The organism is Chryseobacterium sp. SIMBA_038, from assembly GCF_046535115.1.
Lineage (GTDB): Bacteria > Bacteroidota > Bacteroidia > Flavobacteriales > Weeksellaceae > Chryseobacterium.
Genome location: NZ_JAWRXH010000002.1, coordinates 293362 through 317448, shown reverse-complemented (window position 1 = coordinate 317448; position 24087 = coordinate 293362). Strand labels below are relative to the sequence as shown.

13 protein-coding genes are annotated in these 24087 nt (G+C 33.1%); 6 read left to right on the top strand and 7 right to left on the bottom strand.

What is annotated here, in order from left to right; translation table 11 throughout:
• Positions 1–14 precede the first annotated feature (14 nt).
• The 3 genes from SB689_RS07565 to SB689_RS07555 all read left to right on the top strand — a co-directional run bounded on the left by SB689_RS07565 (position 15) and on the right by SB689_RS07555 (position 12512).
• Positions 15–10286 (top strand): RHS repeat-associated core domain-containing protein, encoded by a 10272-nt coding sequence (locus tag SB689_RS07565; protein ID WP_410691522.1) that lies wholly within the window; start codon positions 15–17, stop codon positions 10284–10286.
• Between the two features lie 31 nt (positions 10287–10317).
• Positions 10318–10770: a hypothetical protein gene (locus SB689_RS07560; RefSeq protein ID WP_410691521.1), complete on the top strand. Its 453-nt coding sequence runs from the start codon at positions 10318–10320 to the stop codon at positions 10768–10770.
• A 464-nt stretch (positions 10771–11234) separates the two neighbouring features.
• Positions 11235–12512: a DUF4113 domain-containing protein gene (locus tag SB689_RS07555; protein WP_410691520.1), complete on the top strand. Its 1278-nt coding sequence runs from the start codon at positions 11235–11237 to the stop codon at positions 12510–12512.
• Between the two features lie 24 nt (positions 12513–12536).
• Here SB689_RS07555 and SB689_RS07550 read toward each other — a convergent pair whose 3' ends face one another.
• Entirely contained in the window at positions 12537–13676 is a 1140-nt protein-coding gene (locus SB689_RS07550) for a serine hydrolase domain-containing protein (protein ID WP_410691519.1), read from the bottom strand.
• Between the two features lie 83 nt (positions 13677–13759).
• Between SB689_RS07550 and SB689_RS07545 the strand changes: the two genes are divergently transcribed.
• Complete coding sequence (locus SB689_RS07545; RefSeq protein WP_410691518.1) at positions 13760–15061, top strand: M48 family metalloprotease; 1302 nt, start codon at positions 13760–13762, stop codon at positions 15059–15061.
• A 152-nt stretch (positions 15062–15213) separates the two neighbouring features.
• On the opposite strand, the gene SB689_RS07540 is transcribed toward SB689_RS07545, so the two are convergent.
• The 4 genes from SB689_RS07540 to SB689_RS07525 all read right to left on the bottom strand — a co-directional run bounded on the left by SB689_RS07540 (position 15214) and on the right by SB689_RS07525 (position 19568).
• Positions 15214–16743, bottom strand: coding sequence for a hypothetical protein (locus tag SB689_RS07540; protein ID WP_410691517.1), 1530 nt, complete (start codon positions 16741–16743; stop codon positions 15214–15216).
• A 102-nt stretch (positions 16744–16845) separates the two neighbouring features.
• Positions 16846–17664, bottom strand: a complete 819-nt coding sequence (locus SB689_RS07535) for a hypothetical protein (protein WP_410691516.1) — start codon at positions 17662–17664, stop codon at positions 16846–16848.
• 111 nt (positions 17665–17775) lie between these two features.
• Entirely contained in the window at positions 17776–19317 is a 1542-nt protein-coding gene (locus SB689_RS07530; RefSeq protein WP_410691515.1) for a glycine--tRNA ligase, read from the bottom strand.
• A gap of 50 nt (positions 19318–19367) precedes the next feature.
• Entirely contained in the window at positions 19368–19568 is a 201-nt protein-coding gene (locus SB689_RS07525) for a hypothetical protein (RefSeq protein WP_410691514.1), read from the bottom strand.
• Positions 19569–19791: 223 nt separating this feature from the next.
• Between SB689_RS07525 and SB689_RS07520 the strand changes: the two genes are divergently transcribed.
• Positions 19792–20487 (top strand): pseudouridine synthase, encoded by a 696-nt coding sequence (locus SB689_RS07520; protein WP_410691513.1) that lies wholly within the window; start codon positions 19792–19794, stop codon positions 20485–20487.
• Positions 20488–20797: 310 nt separating this feature from the next.
• Entirely contained in the window at positions 20798–21835 is a 1038-nt protein-coding gene (locus SB689_RS07515) for a quinone-dependent dihydroorotate dehydrogenase (protein ID WP_410691512.1), read from the top strand.
• A gap of 29 nt (positions 21836–21864) precedes the next feature.
• On the opposite strand, the gene SB689_RS07510 is transcribed toward SB689_RS07515, so the two are convergent.
• Entirely contained in the window at positions 21865–22749 is an 885-nt protein-coding gene (locus tag SB689_RS07510) for a hypothetical protein (protein ID WP_410691511.1), read from the bottom strand.
• A 27-nt stretch (positions 22750–22776) separates the two neighbouring features.
• Positions 22777–24021: a DUF445 domain-containing protein gene (locus tag SB689_RS07505; RefSeq protein ID WP_410691510.1), complete on the bottom strand. Its 1245-nt coding sequence runs from the start codon at positions 24019–24021 to the stop codon at positions 22777–22779.
• Between the last annotated feature and the right edge of the window lie 66 nt (positions 24022–24087).

Below are 24087 nucleotides of genomic sequence, written 5' to 3'. Positions count from 1 at the left end.
GACCTATATTTATCATGAGAAAAAGATTTTTCTTCAATATTAAAAATATTGATTTATTACCGGTTTTTATACCTGTCATACTTTCCCTATGTAGCTGGACTATTTATAAAGTGGCTCATAAGAATGAAAAGATAAAAGCTTCTAAAAATCAATATTTTAGTCCATTTAAAATTAATTGTGACTTTCTCAAACCATTTTCTACCTCTGCTGTAGAGAAAAAAGAGCCATTAATTTCGGAGAGCTCGTCTTCAGATTCATTATTTGCTCCGTCTGCCACCAAAGTTGGAAAAATCAATAAAAAATTGTTTTCGGCTCAATTAGATAACATGCATTATGAAAATAAAGGACTTGTGAATTCGGGTTATATAGGTGAAATTGGAAATAAAGACAATAATTATTGGGACGCCGATCCTTCGGATAACCTCTTTAATATTCCGCTGTCAAATATTAATAAAAATAGTTCTTACACATTAACATATGATGTAGATGGCTATTCGAATATTAATTCTGTTACAAGGAGTATTAATGGAAGTTATGCAGTTGGGGGGTATCTCAAAACAAAGAAATCAGGGTGGACAGAAGTAAAAGAAAATATTGATCCCAGCTTATTAAAGGCTGGAGGTAATATGATACTTTTTAATGCCTTGAATAAAGGAGAATATTACACAATAAAAAATGTAAAGATTACTGAAAATAAAATTTCTGAACAAAAAGATTACGAAATTGTATCTAAGATTTATCGGGACAAAGCATTTTATATTCGTGGATTTGTAAATCCAAGCTCTAAAATTGATTTTATTGAAATTGAAAATAAGAGAGTTAGTCTTCGAGGAAATGAGTTTGAATATTTATCCTTGGACGAAAACAAAGAAGCCTCCATAAGAGTGAAATTTGTAAAAAATGATAAAAGTATAGAAGAAGAAATTGTTTCGAAAGACCAAAATCAAGATGTTGTCTCAGAAATAAATTCATATAAAGAATTAGGAAAGAATATTGTATATAAAAATGAGTCAGGAATTGTTTTAGGGCTTAGAAATATAGATTTACCGCCTGTAGACCGTTCAATCTCTAATATAAGCGGAGGTTATTATGGGTTCCGTTTCATGGGAAATACTTCGAAAGAAGCTGTGATACATCTCCCGTATGATGAATCAAAGCTTCCAAATGGTTATCATGAAAATGATATTACGACATTCACATTTGATTATACACAGAAAAAGTGGATGTCAATTGCTGTTGACAGTATAAATTTTAAAAAGAAATATGTTGTTTTTCGGGCATTGTTGGGAAATGGGATAGATTACATTAATGGTGTTATAAAGCAGCCTGAAAGCCCTGAAACGAACGCCTTTACTCCTACCACTGTAAATGACGTTCCTATAGCTAATCCAGCATCAAAAATAAACTTAATTTCCGCACCTTCAGCTAATCAACAAGGCTCAGCAGTGGTACAGTATCCTATTGAAATTCCTAAAGGAACCAGTGGGCTTCAGCCTAGTATAGCAATTACATATAATAGTGATAGTAAATCCGGTTGGGCAGGAACAGGTTGGGATATTCCTGTAGAAACTATTGATATCGATACGCGTTGGGGAGTCCCTGCTTTTGATCCTTTGAAAGAAAGTGAAATTTATACACTCGATGGTGAGCAATTAGTATTTAATGATAGTTATCTACCCAACAAAGTTCAGTTTCAGGAAAATCGAAGCTCTGGGGACACAAGATTTTATTATAGAACAGGGATTACAGAAGGTTTATTCATAAAAAGAAAAGGATCAACTCCGACGTCGTATACATGGGAGGTATTAGATAGAAATGGTATTACAAAAGAATATTCAGAATTCTTAACTGATAATGCCTCCAATAATACTTCAGGGAATAGGATTAGATGGTATTTAACAAAAGTCACAGATCGTTATAATAATATTATTAATTATAAGTACACTGATTCTTTCGAAGGTGGCGGAAAAGGTAAATATTTATCTTCAATTACTTATAGCAACAATACAGTTATTACTTTTGATAATGAAACCGGAGTTAGGAATGATAGAGCTTTCAGCTATAAATTGGGTGTTAAGCTTACGGAAGCCAAGATATTAAATAAAATTTCTGTATTTAGAGCTAATATAAAGATAAGGGAATATCAGCTTTTAAATACTAATGTAGGGCAATTTAATAAAAGGCTTTTATCAGAAGTTATACAGAAGGATGGTAATGGTAATGAATTTAACAGGCATCAGTTTTCTTATAATACAGCAAGAATCTTTGAAGATCAACCTAAAACATATAATACTGGAAGCGATGTTGGAAATGTGGGACCTTTTAATGGCGGAAATGTATCTGCTATTAGTGGAGACTTTAGTGATAACATCAATAAAGCAAGAGGATCACTTACGGTTGGAAGCGGATCAGGGTGTTTCTTTATAGGTTTCAACAAGAAAAATACTTTTGGAGTCAATGCTTCTTATAGTGAAAATAAAACGTATGGCAAGAGCCAATTAATGGATATAGACGGCGATGGTTTACCCGACAAAGTTTTCTATGGGATAAACGGAAATGTTTGGTTTAGAAAAAATGCCATGTTCAATTTTGGAGGAGTTTATAACACTGTTAATTGGCCGGTAGGAACACCACTTTCGAAAACTAGTTCATATGTTGGTTCAGCTGGTTTTGAATTTAATTACAAAAGCTTTGCAGCAGGTGTAAATGTTAACTGGACAAATAGTAATACCCCAGTATATTTTTCAGATGTAAATGGTGATGGTCTTCCGGATTTAATTAGTTATGGAGATGTTTATTTCAGTAGAATAAGAAACGGGGTTCCGGAATTTGAGCCACAGCAGGAAAATGGGCCAAATGTAACAGAAACAACACCTAATGCAATTTTGAGTGGAGTACCTGCTGTACAAATTATTGAACCAGGACAAACAGGGCCGCAGCTTTTAGGTAATATTGTAAGAATGTGGGAGGCTCCTATTGATGGTAAAATTAAAGTAACCACTAATGCAGAACTAGAGGCAAATTCTGTAGATGGAGTTGATGTTTGGATGGAGCTGGGAGGAATGATAAAAGCTTATGAAGATAATCCTTCATATGTCCCGCCACATTCTACCATGATTACCTCACCTGTTACACTTACAAACCAAGGACAACCAGTTTCAATCAGTGAAATGGTAGATGTGAAAAAAGGACAAAGAATTTTTGTAGTAGCAAGTGCAAAAGAAAATCCTGTAAAAGATAGAATTGTATCTAATACGGAAATTTCATATTTTCTTCCGAATAGCCCAACGGGAATTCCTAAAGATGCAAATGGGAATTATCTATATGGTTTCAATTCATCATATACCTATTTGGCATCAAGCAAAAAAGGGAATATGATTGGAGAGAAAGCTAAAGTGAATATTTCGTGGGGTAATATGGGGAATCAGGAATTTACAGATGACATAAATTTTAAAATTTATAAAATCGTTATTCCTAAATCCGATACAACAGGATTTATTCAGCCTTCTATTTCCAATCTTATTTATCATCATAAGTTGCTAAAAGGAGAGACGCTTAATACTTTAGCTACTACGAGTAATTTGATTTCGGGAGTTGATCTTTCAAATTTATTAGTGAATCAAGTCGTTTCTGACTCTACAATTACATTTTTCAATTTTGATGTTTCTGCAGACACCAATGTTTCTTGGGATAAGATTAGATGGAAGCCAGAATTGGAGGTGACTACAGATACTGAAATCCTGCAGCTTAAAGCTTTAGTGGAATATAAGCCATATGGTGAGAGACTTACAGATAACCTTGCTAAAAATTTCAGACAATACGTACCATTAGGACAGTTGTCTAGCTGTAGATATATGCTATATCCTAAATATGGATCCAGTATAAATGATGTAATGACGCTAAATTTGCCTCAACTTCATAATACTAAAGTTACTTTTTCTTTAAAAATAAAAAATACTTCAGGTAAGGTCTATACATATAAAAACATTGTTGATGTAGTAAATAATTCTATGCCAACGCCTAGGCTAAATTATTGCGAGATAGCAGCTGATTTATATGCCAATTATGGAATAAATGATTATCAGTTATATGATATGGATCATTATTTTGAAATAAGTTCTTTAGATTATGATGTTGCAAAATATCTTGCTGCCATTAATCCTGATATTTATAATTCAAACTTTGAACCAAACGGGCTTCAAGTGGGGCAGCCGAATGGAACATATATATTTGTTCCGGCAAGTACAGGACATAAAGCTGACCACTTTGCATATAGGGCAAACAATACGCATTATAATATTACCACTGGCTTAGTATACCAAGGTTGGGGAGGCTTTTCTTATAACGGATCCAAATACAAAGGTGAGACAATCAGAGAAAGTGAATTTAATTCTAGTTTGAGTGGTTTTAATGTTAATATGCAAAACCCTTCTATTCCTTGTTCGGGAGATCCAGCTTCTCAAGCATATCAGGATTGTGTGATCAATTATGTAAGCCAAATGATGAACACAAGGTACTTTACCCCTATTGATTTAAAAGGAGATGCAGAAACTTATACATCTTCTTTAGAGTCGGCAGAAGTAGGCCAGTATCACTTACAGCCTGCTTTATTGGGAACATTTACAGATCCAGATACAGAATCTCAATATCCAGGTTATTCAGTGCCAAATCCTAGGGCAATTATTAAATATTCAAAAGGATCAGGGATTAACATGTATGGAAGTGCATTTATTATAGGAGGTAACGCAGGATTTTCAAAGGACTACACAAAAGATCATTTTGTTGATTTTAATGGAGATCGTTATCCGGATGTAGTGTCAAGTTATTCATTTCAAACTACTAATCTTTTAGGTCAATTAGGAAATCCCGGGAATACATTTGAAAGAGAAATATACAATACAACAACAAATTTTGGTATTGGTTTGGGTGTTCCTGTTCCTACTAAATTTAGTAATACGTCAAATGGAGGATTCAAAACCGGAGGAGAGAAAGCAACTCATACAACAACTTCTGCAAATGCAGTTGGTATAGGATTAAATGTTCAATTAGGACAAGCTCGTTCAAAAAGTAAAGCAATCTGGTTTGATATTAATGGTGATGGACTGTTAGATTTTTTATCTGATGGCATATTATACATTAATAATGGGAGAAACTTTGTTAGTGAATCTCATAATTGGAATGTCTCTGAGCCTTCAAATAATAATTCATCATCTTTATCAGGAGGTGGAGGATTTAGCTGGCCGAATGGAAGCTTATCTTTTGGAGTGGGTCTGTCAAAATCAAAATCTACAACAAACACTGCATTTATAGATATTAATGGAGATGGTTTGGAAGATAAAATTGTGAAATCTGGTAACACTTATGAAATGCTTGTTAATACAGGAACAACATTTACTAACGATATGATGAGTGCAGATTTTGAACTAGAAAATAAGCAAAATTCATCAGGGTTTAACCTGTATGGTACATTATGCTTTTGTTTAGGACTAAAGGTATGTATTGGTTTTGGATATAATAAAGATAAATCAGTAAGTAAGCAGACTGTAGATTTAAGAGATTTTGATGGTGACGGTCTTCCAGATCTTTTGATTTCTGATGATGAATCAAGCTTAAAAGTATATCATAATAATTTAGGAAAGGCCAATTTATTGGTAGGAATCACCAATCCTCTTAAGGGAAAAATAGAATTGGACTATGATATTTATAATACAAAGAAAAATTATGGAAGCCTAATTGGAGGAACCTATCAGATGCCATTTTCAAAAATGGCATTGATAAGAGCTACAGTTTTTGATTATGCCTCAAAAAACACTTTCGTTCAGGGAGTTCCAAGAATAATACCAAAATCTCAAGTAACATTTGAATATGAAAAAGGAATTCAGGATAGAAGAGAAAGAGAATTTTTAGGATTTGGTATTGTAAAAACAATAACATATGGAGGTCTGGAAGATCAATTATTTACACCTTATCAAACATATGTTACTGAATATGAGACAAACTTTAACTCAAGTGACTTCTTTGTTAATTATAATGATTCAAGAGTAAGACAGTATTTTTATAAAAAAGGATTAGTAAGATCAACTTATCTTTTAGATCAAGGTCAAAGAAAACGTTCTGAAACTAAATACACATATCGATATTTTGATCAGTTATCAAATATGGGATATCAATTATCCGAAGGACAGGCTGAGCCTCAATATAAAGATATAGGCAGAATTGTTCCATTACTATACAAAATAGAAAACATAACGACAGAATTTGTAGGTAATAACAGTCATAGTAAGACTCTAATTTCTACGGTAGATCAATATGATAAATATGGAAGTGCTACTTTGTATACAGATAGGGGAACTACTCTTAGTTATACATCAGATGATATAGTTATTGGAATTGGATATCATGATCCAGGAGCTAAAAATGTTGTAGGTATTCCAAGTACGCACACTATAATTGCAGGAAATATTACTAGAGTTACCAATTCTAATGTAAATAGCAATCGTAACATCACTAATATCTCAAGATTAATTAATGGGCAACAGGCCGATACAGATATGGAATATGATTCGTATGGGAATGTTACTAAAGTAACAGAACCAGCGTCTGCTAATACACAAAGATTTACAAAAAGATACGAATATGATCCGATATATAATACATATTTGATTAGTATTAAAGACTCATATAATTTGTCTAGTTCTACACAATATGATTCTAATTATCTGTTCGGTGTTCCAACCGTTATGACAGATGCAAATGGTGCAAGTTCTTATTATAACTATGATGCATTTGGAAGAGTAACACAGTATAGATCGCCAGTTGACAATGATTGGACAATCAAGTTTTATTATTATCCTAATGAAGTTATTCCAGTAGCCATTACTGAAAGAAAAGCACCTATAGTGAATAATGTTACTCCTAGTATAAATTATTTTAGTAGCTTATTTACCAATGCTTTGGGAGATGAGATCTCAGTTAAGAAGTTATTTAATGTAGTGAATAGATATTATTTTGCTAATAATGTTTTGCAAATTAAAGATTATTTAGCGAGACCAGTAAAAACAATTCTTAGGGATAAAGTTACTGTAATTACTGGTAGTAGTAATGTTATCCCAACGCTAAAAAAGTATGATGACTATGTGACTGCTGAGGACCAGGCTGCTAAGATATACATAACAACAACCTATGATGAAATGGGGCGTGAGCTAACTTCAACTCAGAATAATGTGCAGACGAATAATGGTTTGCAGAACCTTGTGAACCAAAACGTATATGGATTTGGGCCTGATAGGGATGGGATAGCTCAGTTTACCAGTACATCTATTAGTCCATTAGGAAATACTGCTGTAATGTATACTGATGAAAAAGGACGTATAACAGCAGCGAAACAGACAGATGGAAGCCAGAATTTATGGGTAAGTAATAAATATGATGCACTTAGCCAGCTAATTCAGGTTAAAGATCAAAATAATAACATTACTTCCTATGAATATGATATATGGGGAAGAAAGATAAAAATAATACAGCCTGATGCTGGAGAAATGAATTATCAATATGATAATAGTGGTAAGCTTATAAGCTCAGATAATTCGGTAATTAATGCTTTGGGAAAAACAATGACATATACATATGATTATAATAGGCTTTCAAAAGTTGTTTTTGGGACTTATGATTTTGTAAAATATGAATATGGGGATGCGGGAGCTGCTGATTTCTCTGCGGGACGTTTAGTAAGTCAAGTGGATAAAACAGGCTCGCAGAGTTTTAAATATACAGCATTAGGACAGGTTAAGGAAAATACAAGAATTGTAGTAGCACCTAATAATGCTCCAAAACTGTTTAAAACATCTTTTGTATATGATGTATATAATAGAATTAATAAAATTACTTATCCAGATTCTGAAGAGGTATATTATAATTATAATGCAGCTGGCTTACTTAAGAATATTTATAGTAAATTGCCTGTAAATCAGCCGTTAGTTCCCATTGTAAGCGATATTTCTTATGATAATCGGGATAAGATGGTTTCATTTACGGCAGGAAATACTACACAAAACAATTATAATTATGATGCATGGGGGAGACTTGCTGAATTATCTTTATTTTATAGTAATACAGTCACACAAATACGAAATAATCAATATACATTTGATGGAAATGGAAATATAGTAAATGTAATAGGAACTACACCAATGGCAGGAAATTTTCCAGAAGGCGGGATTACTGCGGCAAGTCAAAAAAGTTATAAATATGACGGTTTCAATAGGTTGTCATCTTCTGTGATTACAACTCAAGGTAAAGAGTATTCACAATATTATGATTTGAATATGACATATAATAGCGTCGGTAATATTCAGGTAAAAGATTATAGACAAAAGTCTTATGAAAATAATATAACGTGCCAGAATCCAGGTAATATTGGAAAGTTAGGAACTTATTTTTATGATACTCCAGGTCATCCAAATGCGGTCTCTAGAATAGAGTATAATAGGAATTATGCATTCAATTCGCCTCTAGATTGTGGCTTATGGTCAAATATTTTTCCTACAGATGGAGCTGAAGAATTTACTTATAATGCCAATGGTAGTCTTGATAAGGTTTTCAATATTATTGGTGGAAAACCGGATTTATTCAGACAATTATTTTGGTCTGAGAAAGAGGATCTAAAAGCTATTGGTGAAAAAGGTGTTTTGAGTCATTATGTATATGACGCAGAAGGTGAACGTATATTGAAAAGTGATGGTGTTTCCAAAAAAATGTATGTTAATGGAAATGATCCCAAAAATACGACTCAAATGGGAGCTTATACTTATTATCCTAGCGGATATGTAGTGCTTGGAGAGAAAACAATGAGTAAGCATTATTTTATTGGAGATCAGAGAATTGCAACTAGAGTGAGTAATATTCCCACACATATATTCAAAATTGATGAAACCGATGTATATCACGGATTACGTGGAGGGTTGCAGGAAGAAGTTACAGATATTGCTGATCAGGCTCAATATCCAGAAGTGGTTTGGGTTCCAAATGCAGATACGCAAGGAACATATACATCTCCTGGAAATACATTGGTGAATGAAGCAGACTGTGATTATACAATTGAACAATTAATTATCAATTTTTCACAACATGAAGATAAAGAATCTTGTTATAACATGTTATTAGATATGTATAGCAATACATTGACAAGTGGAGGAAGCTTCTGTACATTATTAAATGATATTGTTCAGGATAACCCTGACGGATGTATGACTGGCGAAACCTTGCCGGAAATATTGGATTCAGAGATGTATTGGATATATCCTGATCATTTAGGAAGTTCATCGGTATTAATAAACAGCGGTTCTAAAATCACCAATTGGTACGAATATATGCCGTTTGGAGAATCATTAATGGAATTATCAAACCAGGATTATAATAATCCATATAAATATAACGGTAAGGAATTCGATTCTCAAACCGGATTATATTATTATGGAGCTAGGTATTATGATCCACTAAAAAGTCTTTGGTTGTCTGTAGACCCAATGGTGGAAAAGTATCCAACTATTTCACCATATGCTTATGGAGCGAATAATCCCATATTATTTAAGGATCCAAATGGTGGAGAAATTGTAATATACTATATGGAAAACGGACGTGAGAGAAAGTATACCTATGGATCAAATATGAAAATTCCGAATAATTCTTTTGTAAAGAATACAATATCAGTAATTGATAAACTAATTGAAAAGAATGCTTTTGACAACATAGTGGTTTATAAAGCTCAAACTGATGGAAAAGGAATTAAAATTGATGGGAACTTCTTGAATAAAGTGATTAATGATAAAAAGAAAAATTTAAATATTCTACCTTTCCAGGAAGGACTGAACAAAGCCAATCTTAGCTCTACTTATAAACCAAATGGATATATTCCTAATTCAGGTTTTGCAAAACTTGATACGGATGGCATTTATAGTCCTAATGGTACTTATGGTACTATAAAGTTTAATGATGAGTATGGTTATGAATTCATTAAAAATGGTAAAAAATTTACTAACTCACCTACTTCGGCTTTGGGGCATGAAATTGTTCATAGTATACATGCGAATGGTAGTGCTGAATCAAATAAGATATATAATTCTTATATTGGGAATGATTCTGAAAAGAAAGCTATTGAGGAACAAAGCGCTGTAGATGATAATAATCCAATTAATCTTCTTTTAGGAGAAGAAACAAAAATAGATCACAGCGCAACAAGAAATGTTCGTATGGATAATCCGACAATTAATAAAGAATCAAAAAAATAAAATGAGAATAAAGTGTCAATTAATGTTATTAATGCTTACAATAGCTTGCAATCATAAGCCTTTAAAAGATAATATCCAATCAAAACAAAATGTAAAAGAATGTTTGCTAGATGGGAAAAATGAGCTTATGGGATATAATTTTTTGTACAATAATGATTACAGTATTGCAATTAATGAAACAAGATTTTGGATTTTTGGTAAGCAAGAAAATGAATTTTCATATAGAAAATTACCTTATTCTTATGAGCTTATACAAAAATCTGTAAAGACTTTTGAAAAGAGGGATTCACTTAAAGAATTTCATTATAAATATGCATTTGTAAATAATTGTAAGGATACAATGTATTCGGATTATAGTTTAAAGAAATGGATAGTAAAGGTAGGTGGTAAACCTCATTTTTATGAATATAATAGGAGTTCTCAAGTAAAATCAGATACTTTAGGGGTTTTTGGGCTAAGAATATATGATGTTTTTTTTAAATAAGATTTTATTTTAATTATTGTTACAAATAAAGAAATTAATAAGTACTAAACATAAATGGGAAAAGCTCGCAAAAATTGCGAGCTTTTTTAGGCTTAAATAATAAGTATAATATCCTTAAAAATTATATGGTTTAAAATAGGGAGTCTTATATGAAGATGTTTTTCTATAAAAGTACAGCTTCATACTATTCAACTTTATCATAATTATTTTTTATTCACAGGTTTGAAAACAATAAAATTCTCCATAATTGTAGATATTCCAAAATTGTAATTCATAAACATTGCGTTTATTCTGGAATTTTAAAATAGCAAAGATAGATTGTAAACACGACAAAACTTGACGTGTTTTAAATTTTTAATACTTTGAAAATTAATAATTTATATCTTATGTTAAAGTCTCAATTAAACATAATATTCCGTTTTAAAAGTTATAATTTTGTGTATTCAAATATTCATTATTAAGTCATGTACGCTTTAGTAGATTGCAATAATTTCTTTGTTTCGTGTGAAAGAACTTTGGATCCTTCGCTCGAAAACAAGCCCGTTGTGGTACTTTCCAACAACGACGGATGTGTTGTGTCTCGAAGTAAGGAAGCTAAAGATTTGGGAATTCCGATGGCCGCTCCTGCATTTAAGTATAAAGAGCTTTTCAAGAAATACGATGTTAAAAGTTTCTCTGCAAAATTTGAATTATATAATTTTAAAAGCCAACAGGTTATTGATGTAGCAACCTCGTATGTTGATAAAATGGATTTTGAAGTTTATAGTATTGATGAACTGTTTTTAGATTTAAAAAACTTTAAATACATTAACCTTTATGATTATTGTCTAGAAATCAGAAATGATATTCATAAAAATGTAAATATTCCTGTAAGCATCGGGGTTGCACCCACCAAAACTTTATGCAAGGTGGCGAACAGAATTGTAAAAGATTTTCCTGAAAAATTTAGTGGAGTTTATATTATGGATACTCCCGAAAAAATTGAAAAAGCTCTAAGGTGGCTTAACATCGGAGATGTTTGGGGAATCGGACGAAAGCTTACCGCAAAAATGAATGACAGCGGAGTTTATAAAGCTTGGGACTTACTTCAAAAACCCGAAATGTGGGTTCGAAAAGTGATGGGAATTCATGGTGTGAGAATGATCAATGAATTAAAAGGAATTCGCCAGCTTGAACTGGATTCTCCTTCTCCAAAAAAATCAATCGCAGTTACCAGAAGCTTCATGGAAATGTTGATGAAAAAAGATGACGTACGGGAACGCGTGGAAACGTTCGGAATGTATTGTTCTGAAAGGCTGAGAAAACAAAATACCTGCTGTAAAATGGTTACCGTTTTTGTTCAGACCAATCGTTTCAGAAAAGATTTGCCGGAATATAGAAATGCAATGACCAAAATTCTTCCGAATCCTACCAATTCTTCTATTATTATCGGTCGCGTCGTTAATGAACTTTTCGAAGCGATTTTTAAAGAAGGTTTTCATTATAAAAAAGCCGGAGTTATCGTTAATGACTTTGTTCCTGAAGATCAGAGGTTGATTAATCTTTTCGAAGAAGATACTCAGAACCAGCACTTGCCTGTGATGAGAGCAATGGACGCGATGAATAAAAAATACGGAAAAGATAAAGTTCGTTTGGGGAGTATGAGCGGAGAAAATACTTTCGGACGCGCGCAATTATCCCCTGAATACGAAGCTTTCTTAAAAAATAATACGTTGACGGAAGCTAATTTTAGGTTCCACTAAGGTTTTAGTTTAAAAGTGATGAGGTTATGTTGTTTGAAATAATTTCACCGTTTCATTCACCAGAAATTTCGCCTGATCCGGTCTTCCTCGGTCATTTTTAGGATTATTGCTGTAGCTTCCTGTTCTTACGATCACCATATCATGTTCAGGAACCATAATAATGTATTGACCTTGAAGTCCTAAGAAATAATAATGTTTAATAGGATTGTCATGATTGATCCAAAGTCCCATTCCATAAATTTCTTTAGATTTTTGAGTCGGAGTTCGCATTAAATTAATAAAATCTAAATTTAATAATTGAACATCATCAGCCTTTCCGTCATCCAAAAATAACTGCCCCAATTTTGCATAATCTCTTGCATTGGAATGAATACAGCAGTAGGTTTTTTCCATTCCGCTGTCATCAACGCTCCATTCTGCATTTTGCTCCATTCCGAGTGGAATCCAGAATTTTTCAGATAAATAACTGGCTAAAGACTGATTAATAGCTTTTCTCACTGCAAAACCCAGCAATTGTGTCGAACCACTTTGATATTCATATCGTTGCCCCGGTTCTTCTTTAAAATTCCTTGAAAAAACCGCTTTTTTGAGACTTCTTCCATAGTAGGCTTTAGCATTGGGGCGAAAAGGATTAGCATAATCTTCATCCCAATCAAGTCCGGCTTCCATTTGGGCAAGATTTTTAAGAGTTACATGATTTCCGAATTCTTTAGTTTTAAATTCATCATAAAAATCGGAGAATTGAGCATCAATATTTTCAATTTTACCTTCTTCTAAAGCTTTCCCCAAAAGCATTACTGTCACAGCTTTTGCCATCGAAAAAGAATTGGTTTTTGAAAGCTGATTATAACCGTCCCAATACTGCTCATGAAGAATTTTCCCGTTTTTAATGACAACAAAAGCAGCGGTGTGAGAATGTTTTAAATCTTCAACTATATTTTCAGGGAGTTCTTTTTGGTTGTATTCAGGATCTTCTTCCCAAAGTTTGGGCTCTTCCGTTGCAATAAGATTTCTCGGAAAAAGTTTCCCGTCATCAATATTAGCACTCGTTTTTCCTTTTAGATACGTTTTGGAAATCCCGCTGAATAAGTAATCATATCCGAAAATATAGGCTGCTGCTACTGTAATGGCTGCTCCGCCAATAATATATTTTAGTGCTTTCATGTGAGTTGGTCTTCAACAAATTTAAAATAAATTTGAAAATATGAAACGGAATGATTTATTTTTGTGATTATTTGATGCAAAATATGATGAAAAAACTAATTTCCTTTTTATTTTTCTATTTTTTCATAATGACTTTCGGACAGGTATATAAACCTATGGATACCGCAGATTATGCAAAGAGAAAAGATTTTCTCAGAAATTTTTCTTCAGATATTGAAAATCTAAGCAAAAAAAGCAAATCTAATTTTCCGGGAAAAAAGGGATCCGAATTATCAAAAATCTATAAAGAATTCTCGAAAGAGTTTGAAAAAAAGGTAAAGGAAAAAAGCTTTGTTTTTAACGCTGAATTTGATTCTAAAGTAAAAAGTCTGATAGAAAGATTAAGAAAAAATAACCCTCAAATTCCTCAAAACTTAAAAATTCTTATTGCCAGAGACAACACACCAAATGCTTATTGCTTTGCAGACGGAACTTTTGTGATCAATATGGGGCTTTTCAGTTGGCTAAATAATGATGATCAGCTGGCGGCGGTAATTTCCCATGAGTTGGGGCACAAAATTTCGGAACATACGCTGAAGGTTTTTCTGAATATGATTGATCAGGATCAAATGGATAAAACAGTGGTTCAGAATATTAAATCAACCAAAGAAAACCGTAATCAAAGGGCTTTTGATGTGCTGAAAAACCGAATTTACAGAAAGGGTGTTGAAAATAGAAAACAGGAAATGCAGGCCGATTCTTTGGGCTATGTTATTTTTAAAAATAGTGATTTTAAGAAAACTGAATTTGTTAATACATTAAAAAGACTGGAAGATTTCGATACCATTTCGCCAAGAGTATTAAAAGTAGAAACCTATAAAAAATATTTTGGTCTTCCTAAGCAGGAATTTAAAGAGAAGTGGCTGAAAAAAGAAGATTTTTCGCTGTATAATTATAATAATTTTAAAGAAAAACTGAATAAAGATTCGTTAAAGTCGCATCCAGAAATTGTCCTGAGAATTGATCGGCTTAAAAAAAAATTTCCGGAATTGAAAACTGAAAATGCAGATGGAAAACCTTCGGAATCTTATGCTATTCTTGATAAAATAGCGAGAATGGAAACATTGCCCAATTTTTATTATTCGGAAGATTATGGGGTTGGAATTTATTCAAGTCTTCAGTTTTTACAGGATGAAGAAGAAGAGGAATATTATAAAAAATGGCTCGGAAAATGTTTCGTTAAAATTTATGAAGCTCGGAAAAATTATAACTTAAACCGATATCTGGATAGAGTAGATCCAAAAAATCAAAGTGAAAGTTATCAGCAGTTTTTGAATTTTATGTGGAATCTGAGTCTGGATGAAATAAAAAATATCGCCGATTATTATCAAAATAAAGAATCCTGACGAATGCCAGGATTTTTTTTGTTTATTAATAAGGTTAAAAGTAGGGGAGAGGTTACTATTAGTTATTATAAATATGATATTTAAAAAAGGTTAAGGTTGAATCTTATGTTTTCAATAACTTCCATCTTCTTACTTCCTGTCTTCAAGCCCAATTAATAATTTAATCTTTCTAAACGAATTTTATTGAATTTTTCCTTTTCATTATATTCTCGAAGTAAAATATAGCCTTCTTTCGCAACATACGGCGTTACACTGTAATTGTCTTTCTCTGAAATAGGAACTACTTCCTGTTTGAATTTTCCATCAATAATTGTATTAATGAAAAGATTCCATTTTTTCTCTTTCGTTACCTGATCTTTCTGATAATCCCGGAAGAAAAATACAACATCTTTACCATCATTTAAATATTGAGAAAAAAGATAATCGCTATTTACCCACTTTGATTTTTCTTTTTCAAAAACCTGAACCTCTTTTACTTTGAAGTCTTTATCTGTATTTATATATACTAAATCCGTAGTTTTAGGCGCGTTGTATTGTCCTGCAGGTTTTAATTTTTCAGAAAGAATTCCCACACTTCCGTCGCTCATGAAATACACATCCTTTGTCTGCAGATAATATCCGTTTTCTACCCCTCCGTCTGCACTCAGCTTCGGAATATGATTGGACAGATCCGGTTTGTAGTTTAAGGTTTTGAGATCTACATTATAATTGTTTTTATCAACCATCAATCTTGCAAAACCTCTGTCGTCTTTCGGAACATAGTTTCTTCCTAATAAAACAATTTTATCATCAAAAGTTTTGTCATTATCAATGCTTCCGCTACCGGAATTTAGAACATCAATATTATAAATAGTGTCTGGTGAAAGTCCTGTGATCGGCTTATTGGAAAGTTCTTTACCGGTTTTCATATCAAGAACCAAAAGGGAGAACGTTTTATCGTCGTCATTCACTTTTCTCAGAATTCCGTACAGGCGATTTTCATCTCTTTCAAGAACGGTAAGATCGGAGAATACTTTTTTATCACCATTGGTATTGTAGCTGTATCTCCAGATCTCTTTTTTATTTTCATCAAATTTAATCAGACTGTTTTTGTTGATATATTTCCCATAATCATTGTATTCAGCGGCAAGATAACCTCCTTCTTTAATTTCGCCAACGGCAGAAACGTAATTGTAGCCTTTTTCTTTTTTCTCCGCGCGGTTCTCTTTTCTTTCCTCCTTGAAGCTTTTAGGTTGAGTGATTTCCTTAAATTTGCCATCTTCCTGATAATCGTAATAAACTTTTGGCTTTACAGTATTTGTTTTAGGATCAATGACCATCGAGACAGGAGCTGTCACATCTTTTGCAAAAGCCTGTAGATAATGGAAATCTGAAGGACGAAGAATAATCTGACCCTTAAAATCCACATATCCGTAATAATTAGAAACAAGAGGGCCTGCTTCAAATTCTTTATTGGCAACAGGATTAAGGTTTTTATCTAAAATTACATATTCAAACTTTTGTATTTTTTTATCTGTATTTCCGTAGGAATAGAGAGAAACATAGCCATAGAGATTGTCTTTTGTATCAAACAAGGCATTCATTCCGATATTTTTTCCTGAAGCTAAAGAGGCTAAATCCTGTGTTTGAGAATATGAAAATGTCTGGATAAGGCCAAACATTAATAACGTTATTTTTTTCATGGTTGAAATTTGAATTTCAAAAGTAATAATTTAAGCGTAAAGTTGAAGAAAAATAAAAAGCCTTGAAAAAAATCAAGGCTGTATTTTAAAAAAAGTAATAAGTTACTTATTGTACTCAGTAAGAAATGTATGAGAATTCGTTGGAAATAGAGTGCTTGTATAAGTAGTAACCGTTTTTGTAGGGAAATTGTTATCATTATAGGTATGCACTGATGTATTACTGGTTTGCCCGTTAGTCGGACCACTATAAACACTACTCACTTTTAAAAGATTGTTGGCGGCAACATCTCCCTCAGGTGATAGCAGAAGGTTTATCTTTAAAAACCCTTTTATATTCTTGGTCGGATTGTTTTGCCCGTCATAAGTATACGTGTAGTTTCTTATATGCCCTTCATAGTTGGATGTTCCGGTAATAAGATTACCATTGTTGGAAATGTAAACGTCATACTGGGTAGATTTTATATCTGTATGTACTCCGGTTCCGGGATTGTAGGTAGACGATGTATATTCATTGTATTTCACATGATTATCACTCAAATACTCGAAGTTTTTTGTATAAACCAAAGTTCCTCCTGAATGTTTGTTAGTGATTTTTTCAGCAGTAACTCTTCCGTTGGTATAAGTGAATTCTCTTGTGTAAACTATCGCAGTGCCCTCAAAATCCTGAGTTTTTACGATATTGTCGCCACTGTAAGTATAAACAGTTTTTTCGTTGGTGCCAACATCGTTTGATTCTACTAATTTTGTTCCGTCATATTTAAAAGTAACCACGTAAGTCTGGTTATCCTGAGTAATTTCGGTAAATTTTGTTGGAAGAATGGTTGTTGGATCAACTGGTTGGATTTCTTCTACCGTATCATCCGATGAGGTACAGCTAGCAAGAGCAAATAATGCCAAAGACGAAATAATTAATTTTTTCATAGTTATTATTTAGAGTGTTAAAAAGTTCGCTAAAATAATAAATTCTACGAGATAATTAATGAATGTGGTATAAAATAAAAAAAAGCCCTGATTTCTCAAGGCTTTCATTGTCTATAGTTTAGAAAGTAAATTTCTGAAATTCGTTTTTTCGTCGATAATTCGTCTCAGTTCTGAAACTGGAACTCTTTCCTGCTGCATGGTGTCTCTGTCTCTTATCGTTACCGTGTGGTCTGTCAAAGAATCATGATCGATGGTGATACAATAAGGTGTTCCAACCGCATCTTGTCTTCTGTAACGTTTTCCGATCGCATCTTTTTCTTCGTAGAATAAGTTGAAATCGTATTTTAGATCGTTAAAGATATTTTCTGCGTATTCTGCTAAACCGTCCTTCTTCATTAATGGAAGAATTGCTGCTTTAATTGGTGCTAAAGCCGGTGGTAATGATAAAACTGTTCTTTCTGAACCGTCTTCCAATACTTCGTCTCTTAAACAATGAGAGAAAATTGAAAGGAATAATCTGTCTAAACCAACAGAAGTTTCAACAACATAAGGAACATAATTTTCATTTCTTTCTGGATCGAAGAACTGAAGTTTTCTTCCTGAGAATTCTTCATGCGCTTTTAAATCAAAATCCGTTCTTGAGTGAATACCTTCCAATTCTTTGAATCCAAATGGGAAATTAAACTCAATATCAGCCGCAGCATTAGCGTAGTGAGCCAATTTCTCGTGATCATGAAATCTGTAATTGTCATTCCCTAAACCTAAAGCTAAGTGCCAGTTTAGACGTTTTTGCTTCCATTGTTCGTAGAATTCAAGTTCGGTTCCCGGAGCTACAAAAAATTGCATTTCCATTTGTTCGAATTCACGCATTCTGAAAATAAATTGTCTCGCAACGATCTCATTTCTAAATGCTTTTCCGATTTGTGCGATACCGAAAGGAAGTCTGTGACGAGAAGTTTTTTGTACATTCAAGAAATTAACAAAGATACCCTGAGCTGTTTCCGGTCTTAAATAAAGATCCATCGCAGAATCTGCAGAAGCACCTAATTTAGTTCCGAACATCAGGTTGAATTGTCTTACTTCCGTCCAGTTTTTAGAACCGGTGTCAGGATCAGCAATTTCTAATTCTTCAATTAAAGATTTTACATCAGCAAGGTCTTCATTTTCAAGAGATTTTGCCAGTCTTGAAAGAATAGCCTCTCTTTTTGCTCTGTATTCTAAAATTTTAGGATTTGTAGCTTCAAATTGAGCTTTATCGAAAGACTCACCGAATCTTTTCGCTGCTTTTTCAATTTCTTTATTCTCTTTATCTTCAATTTTCAAACAGTAATCTTCCACCAAAACATCTGCTCTGAAACGTTTTTTAGAATCTTTATTGTCAATCAATGGATCGTTGAAAGCGTCTACGTGGCCCGATGCCTTCCAAGTTGTTGGGTGCATAAGGATTGCAGAATCAATACCCACAATATTTTCGTTAAGCTGTACCATCGCTTTCCACCAATATTGTTTGATATTATTTTTTAATTCGGCTCCGTTCTGTCCATAATCATAAACAGCGGATAAACCGTCATAGATCTCACTTGAAGGGAAAATAAAACCATATTCTTTAGCGTGAGAAATCACTTTCTTGAAAACATCTTCTTGCTTTGCCATAATTTTTTTACGTCTGAAGCACAAAAATAATGTTTTTTATTGGGAAAATATTAATATCGGTAAGAACCTACATTGGAGACAGACATTAAAATGGATCCGCCTAAACCGACAACCAATAAAATACCCGCAATAATCAATAATAATATTCTTATTGTTCGATATTTTTTAGGATCTGTAGCAGCCAAGGTAAGAGCACCTGTAATAATAGAGATGATTATCAGTGATTTGAAAAAATTAAAATAGTCTACCATAATTTTTAGACTTTTCTGTTTCTACGAATGTAAAGAAATTTAACTGAGATTTTATCGGAAATATAAGAATTAAAATTTTCAGGAGCCGGGAACCTGCTTTCTCTACTCGCTATTTTTTGAGTTTCGGCGCGGCGGCTCCGCCGCCGCGCCGAAACTCAAAAAATGAGCTCAAACATGCCGTTCAATCAGGGCTAAATCATCCAAAAATCTCTACTTTTGCCTCATGTTAGAAATTCTTTATCGAGACGAACATCTTATTGCCATCAATAAGCCAAGTGGATTATTGGTTCATAAATCTTTTTATGCCGGAGAAGCGGATACTTATGCTATTCAGGAATTAAGAAACCAGATTGGACAAAAAGTTTATCCAGTGCATCGTCTTGACCGAAAAACTTCGGGTGTTTTGTTGTTCACTTTAGATAAAGAAACCTTGAGAACTATGAGCAATCAGTTTGCATCACGAGAAGTCGATAAGAAATATATTGCAATTCTTCGTGGTTGGGCGAAAGAAGAGGAAACCATCGATTATGATTTAATTAACGAAAATGAAGTTAAGCAAAACGCCATTACCTATTATCATCGTTTACAAACTTCGGAAATAGATTTACCTTTTTTAAAACATCAAACTTCGAGATATTGCTTAGTTGAAGCCATTCCTGAAACGGGAAGATTTCATCAGCTGAGAAAACATTTTAAACATATTTTGCATCCGATTTTAGGTTGTCGTAAACATGGTTGCAATAAACAGAATAAATTGTGGCTTCAAACATTTGGCATCAACAAAATGACGCTTCACGCCCATCAATTGACTTTCAATCATCCTATTTCTAACGAAAGAATTACGGTGAATGCCACTATAGATGATGAGTTCAAAAGAGTAGGAGATATTTTGAAGTTCGATTTGAGTGCGTATTCTTAATTTAAACGCAAAGATTTTATTAATAAATATCTATACTAGAGGGGAAAGTCTCCAGAAAATATCCTTGTCAAGGTTCTAAACCTTGACAAGGATAAAAACTATGTTATCCTTCCACTTTGTTCATAATATTAATTGTCTTAACCGCGCTTGGTTAAATAGAACCATTGTGTCAAAAATTTCTCGTTGATTTCGCAGATTAAACAGATGTTTGTGTTTTATAGACAATGCTTATAAAACATTTTTACATAAAATATCATACGTTAATCAACCATTAATTTTAAAATGAGTATTTTTGTAAAACTTTTTTTCAATGTACAAATCGCTTATTCGTCCGATCCTTTTCAAATTTGATCCTGAAGAAGTTCATCACTTTACTTTTTCGATGCTGAAGAGTTTTGGATTTCTTACCAAATTATTTTTCCCTAAACCTATTAAAGACAAACGTCTGGAAAGAGAAGTTTTCGGATTGAAATTTAAAAATCCTGTTGGATTGGCAGCCGGTTTCGATAAAAATGCAGTGTTGTTCAATGAATTGGGAGATTTAGGTTTCGGATTTGTAGAAATCGGGACGGTAACTCCAAGAGCGCAAGCCGGAAATCCTAAGAAAAGACTATTTCGTCTGATAGAAGATGGCGGAATCATCAACCGAATGGGTTTCAACAACGACGGTTTGGAAGCAGCGATCGAAAAATTGAAAGGCAATAAAGGAAAAATAATCATTGGTGGAAACATAGGAAAAAATACAGATACAAGCCCGGAAAATTACACGCAGGATTATCTGGATTGTTTTGAAGGTCTTCATCCTCACGTAGATTATTTTGTACTGAATGTAAGCTGTCCAAATGTAGGAAGCCACGCAAAATTGGAAGATGTAGAATATTTACGTGAATTGATTAGGGAGGTTAAAAAAATCAACCAGCCAAAATCTGTACAGAAGCCAATATTACTGAAAATTGCTCCAGATTTGAACAATCAGCAACTTGATGAAATTATAGAATTGATTGCAGAGACAAAAATCGACGGAATTGTAGTTTCCAACACATCAGTAAATAGAGAAGGATTGAAAACTTCACCTGAAGTTTTAGAGCAAATAGGAAATGGCGGTTTAAGCGGAAAACCTATTCGTGAGAGAAGCACAAAAATGATCAAATATCTTTCGGATAAAAGCAACAGAGCTTTCCCAATCATCGGAGTTGGTGGAATTCACTCTGCAAAAGATGCGATCGAAAAATTAAATGCAGGAGCGACTTTAATTCAGTTATACACGGGATTTATTTATGAAGGCCCGGAATTGATCAACGAAATCAACAAAGAGATTTTAAAAAGAGCAAGCAGATTACCTAGATAAATTAAAAGAGAGTTTTTTACTCTCTTTTTTTATTTTGACTTTCTACCAGACGCATTTTTTACATCAACCGTAAAAGTGTAAGCTGATGTAGATTCTGTTTTGTTTACTTTAAAAGTTAACATTTTTCTATCTTTTGATTTTGTTTCTTTAGTATCGTAAATATTTTCAAGACAGCTTTCTGTGAGAAATTCTTCGTAACTTTTGTAATTCCAGTCTTTTGTGAAGTACAAAACTCTGTAACCTTTTTCGCCCTCACTTGCTCCGCATCTTCCGCACGCATTGAAATTTGATGATTCTTCAAAGTACAGCAAAACACGATTTCCATTTTCTCCCGAAGCGTAAGAAATTAATTGATTTCCACCATGTTTATTAATAAAATCAAAGGTATTGATCTTTTTATTATTGGGCAAAATCAGGTAATTATTATAACGATAAATCATATCATTGCCGGTGAATAATTTCGCAGGCTGAGTTTTTTCATTCAAATAAAAATTACCCAAAATAGGATTTTCTTTGTCGTTTTGCTCAAAAATAATAGATTCTTTAGGATGCAAAGCTTCTGCGATTTCTGCAGTTTTTTCTACTTTTTGAGGTGAAGTAATACTGTCTCTGAAACTTTTAGAATTCTGCTTTTGCTTGGCTCCAAAATTATACAAAGACAATTTTCCATAATCGTAAATGCCTGTTAACGGAATTTTCTTCTGATATTTATCGTAATAATACCATCCGTCCACAAAATATTGATACAAACTACAATCAGCAATTCCTGCAAAGTAAAGTTGCATTGTGACAGGAACTCCCGCAATTTCTCCTTTGAAAATCTGAGATGAATCTGTTACTTTCTTTAATTCAACTTTCTGACAGAGGAAAAAGGTTAAACTTAAAGAAAATAAGAGCGTTAAAAGTTTTTTCATGGTTTGGTTATAGTTAGTTTAATTTTTTCAGAGGAAGAAGTGTGAGATTGTATAGATAATCAAACCAACTAATCCGCCAACCAAAGTTCCGTTGACACGAATAAATTGGAGATCTTTTCCGACTTCTAATTCCAGTTTTTCGCTTAATTCTTTGCCTTTCCAATTGCCAACGGTTGAACTGATGAGGTTTCCGAATTGATGGGTGTTTTTAAGAATGTATTTGTAAGCGGTGACACGAACCCAATGATCTATTTTGTTTTGAAGTTTTTCGTCAGTTTTAAGGTTTTGTGAAAATTCATTCAGATTTTTAGAAAGATAATTTTTTAATGAAGATTCATCATCCTGAAGTTCTTTCATCAACGTTTTTTTAATGGAAAACCAGATATCGTTAGAATATTCATCCAGCTTATCATTTTTCAGGAAGTTATTTTTGATATCTTTAAATTCATCTTCCCATTTTGGATCTTCTTTTAAATCAGTTGAAAATTCGTAGATTTTTTTTGTGATCAAAGTTCTGATATCATGTTCAGGATCTTCTTCCACTTCTTTGAAAAAGTCTGCAAGTCCGCTGGCAATCTTATCTGCAATTTTATTGTCAACAAAAGACGGAATAAAAGAATAGCTTCCTTCTTTTACACGTTTCTGAATCATTTCATCATTTTCAATGATATAATCTTTGATTTGTTTGGAGAGGTTGGTGATAATTCTTTGATGATCATTTTTGTCTAAAAGATAATTGATTCCGCTTCCGATGATGTTGTTCAGTTTAATATCATCCGTCATTTCCGAAACCTTTTTACTGATGAAACTGCTTACCGTAGAATCATCTAGTTTATTCAGAATATCCAACACAATATCGGAAAGATTTTTAATTAAAACTTCCTGATTTTTCTCTTTAGTAAGCCATTCTCCAACAAAATTAGAGACTTTAAGTTTCTGAATATAAGGACGTATATTTTGAGGGGAAAGAAAATTAGACACAACAAAGCTACCTAGGTTATCTCCAAGCCTTTCTTTGCTATTTTCAATCAAATTAGTATGTGGAATGGGTAATCCAAGTGGATGGCGAAATAAAGCGGTAACCGCAAACCAGTCTGCCAAAGCCCCGACCATTGCCGCCTCAGAAAAAGCACGAACATATCCGATCCAATGAGAATCATTTGATTTTTGGAGAATCGTAGTAATAATAAAGACAATGGCCATCAACACAAAGAGTCCTGTGGCAAATGCTTTATATTTTCTTAACTGTTTTCTTTTCGCTTCATCATTCATATTCTCAAATTTACTAAATTTGGTTGTGAATTTTAGTATTTAATCTAACCACAAAAGTCACAAAAG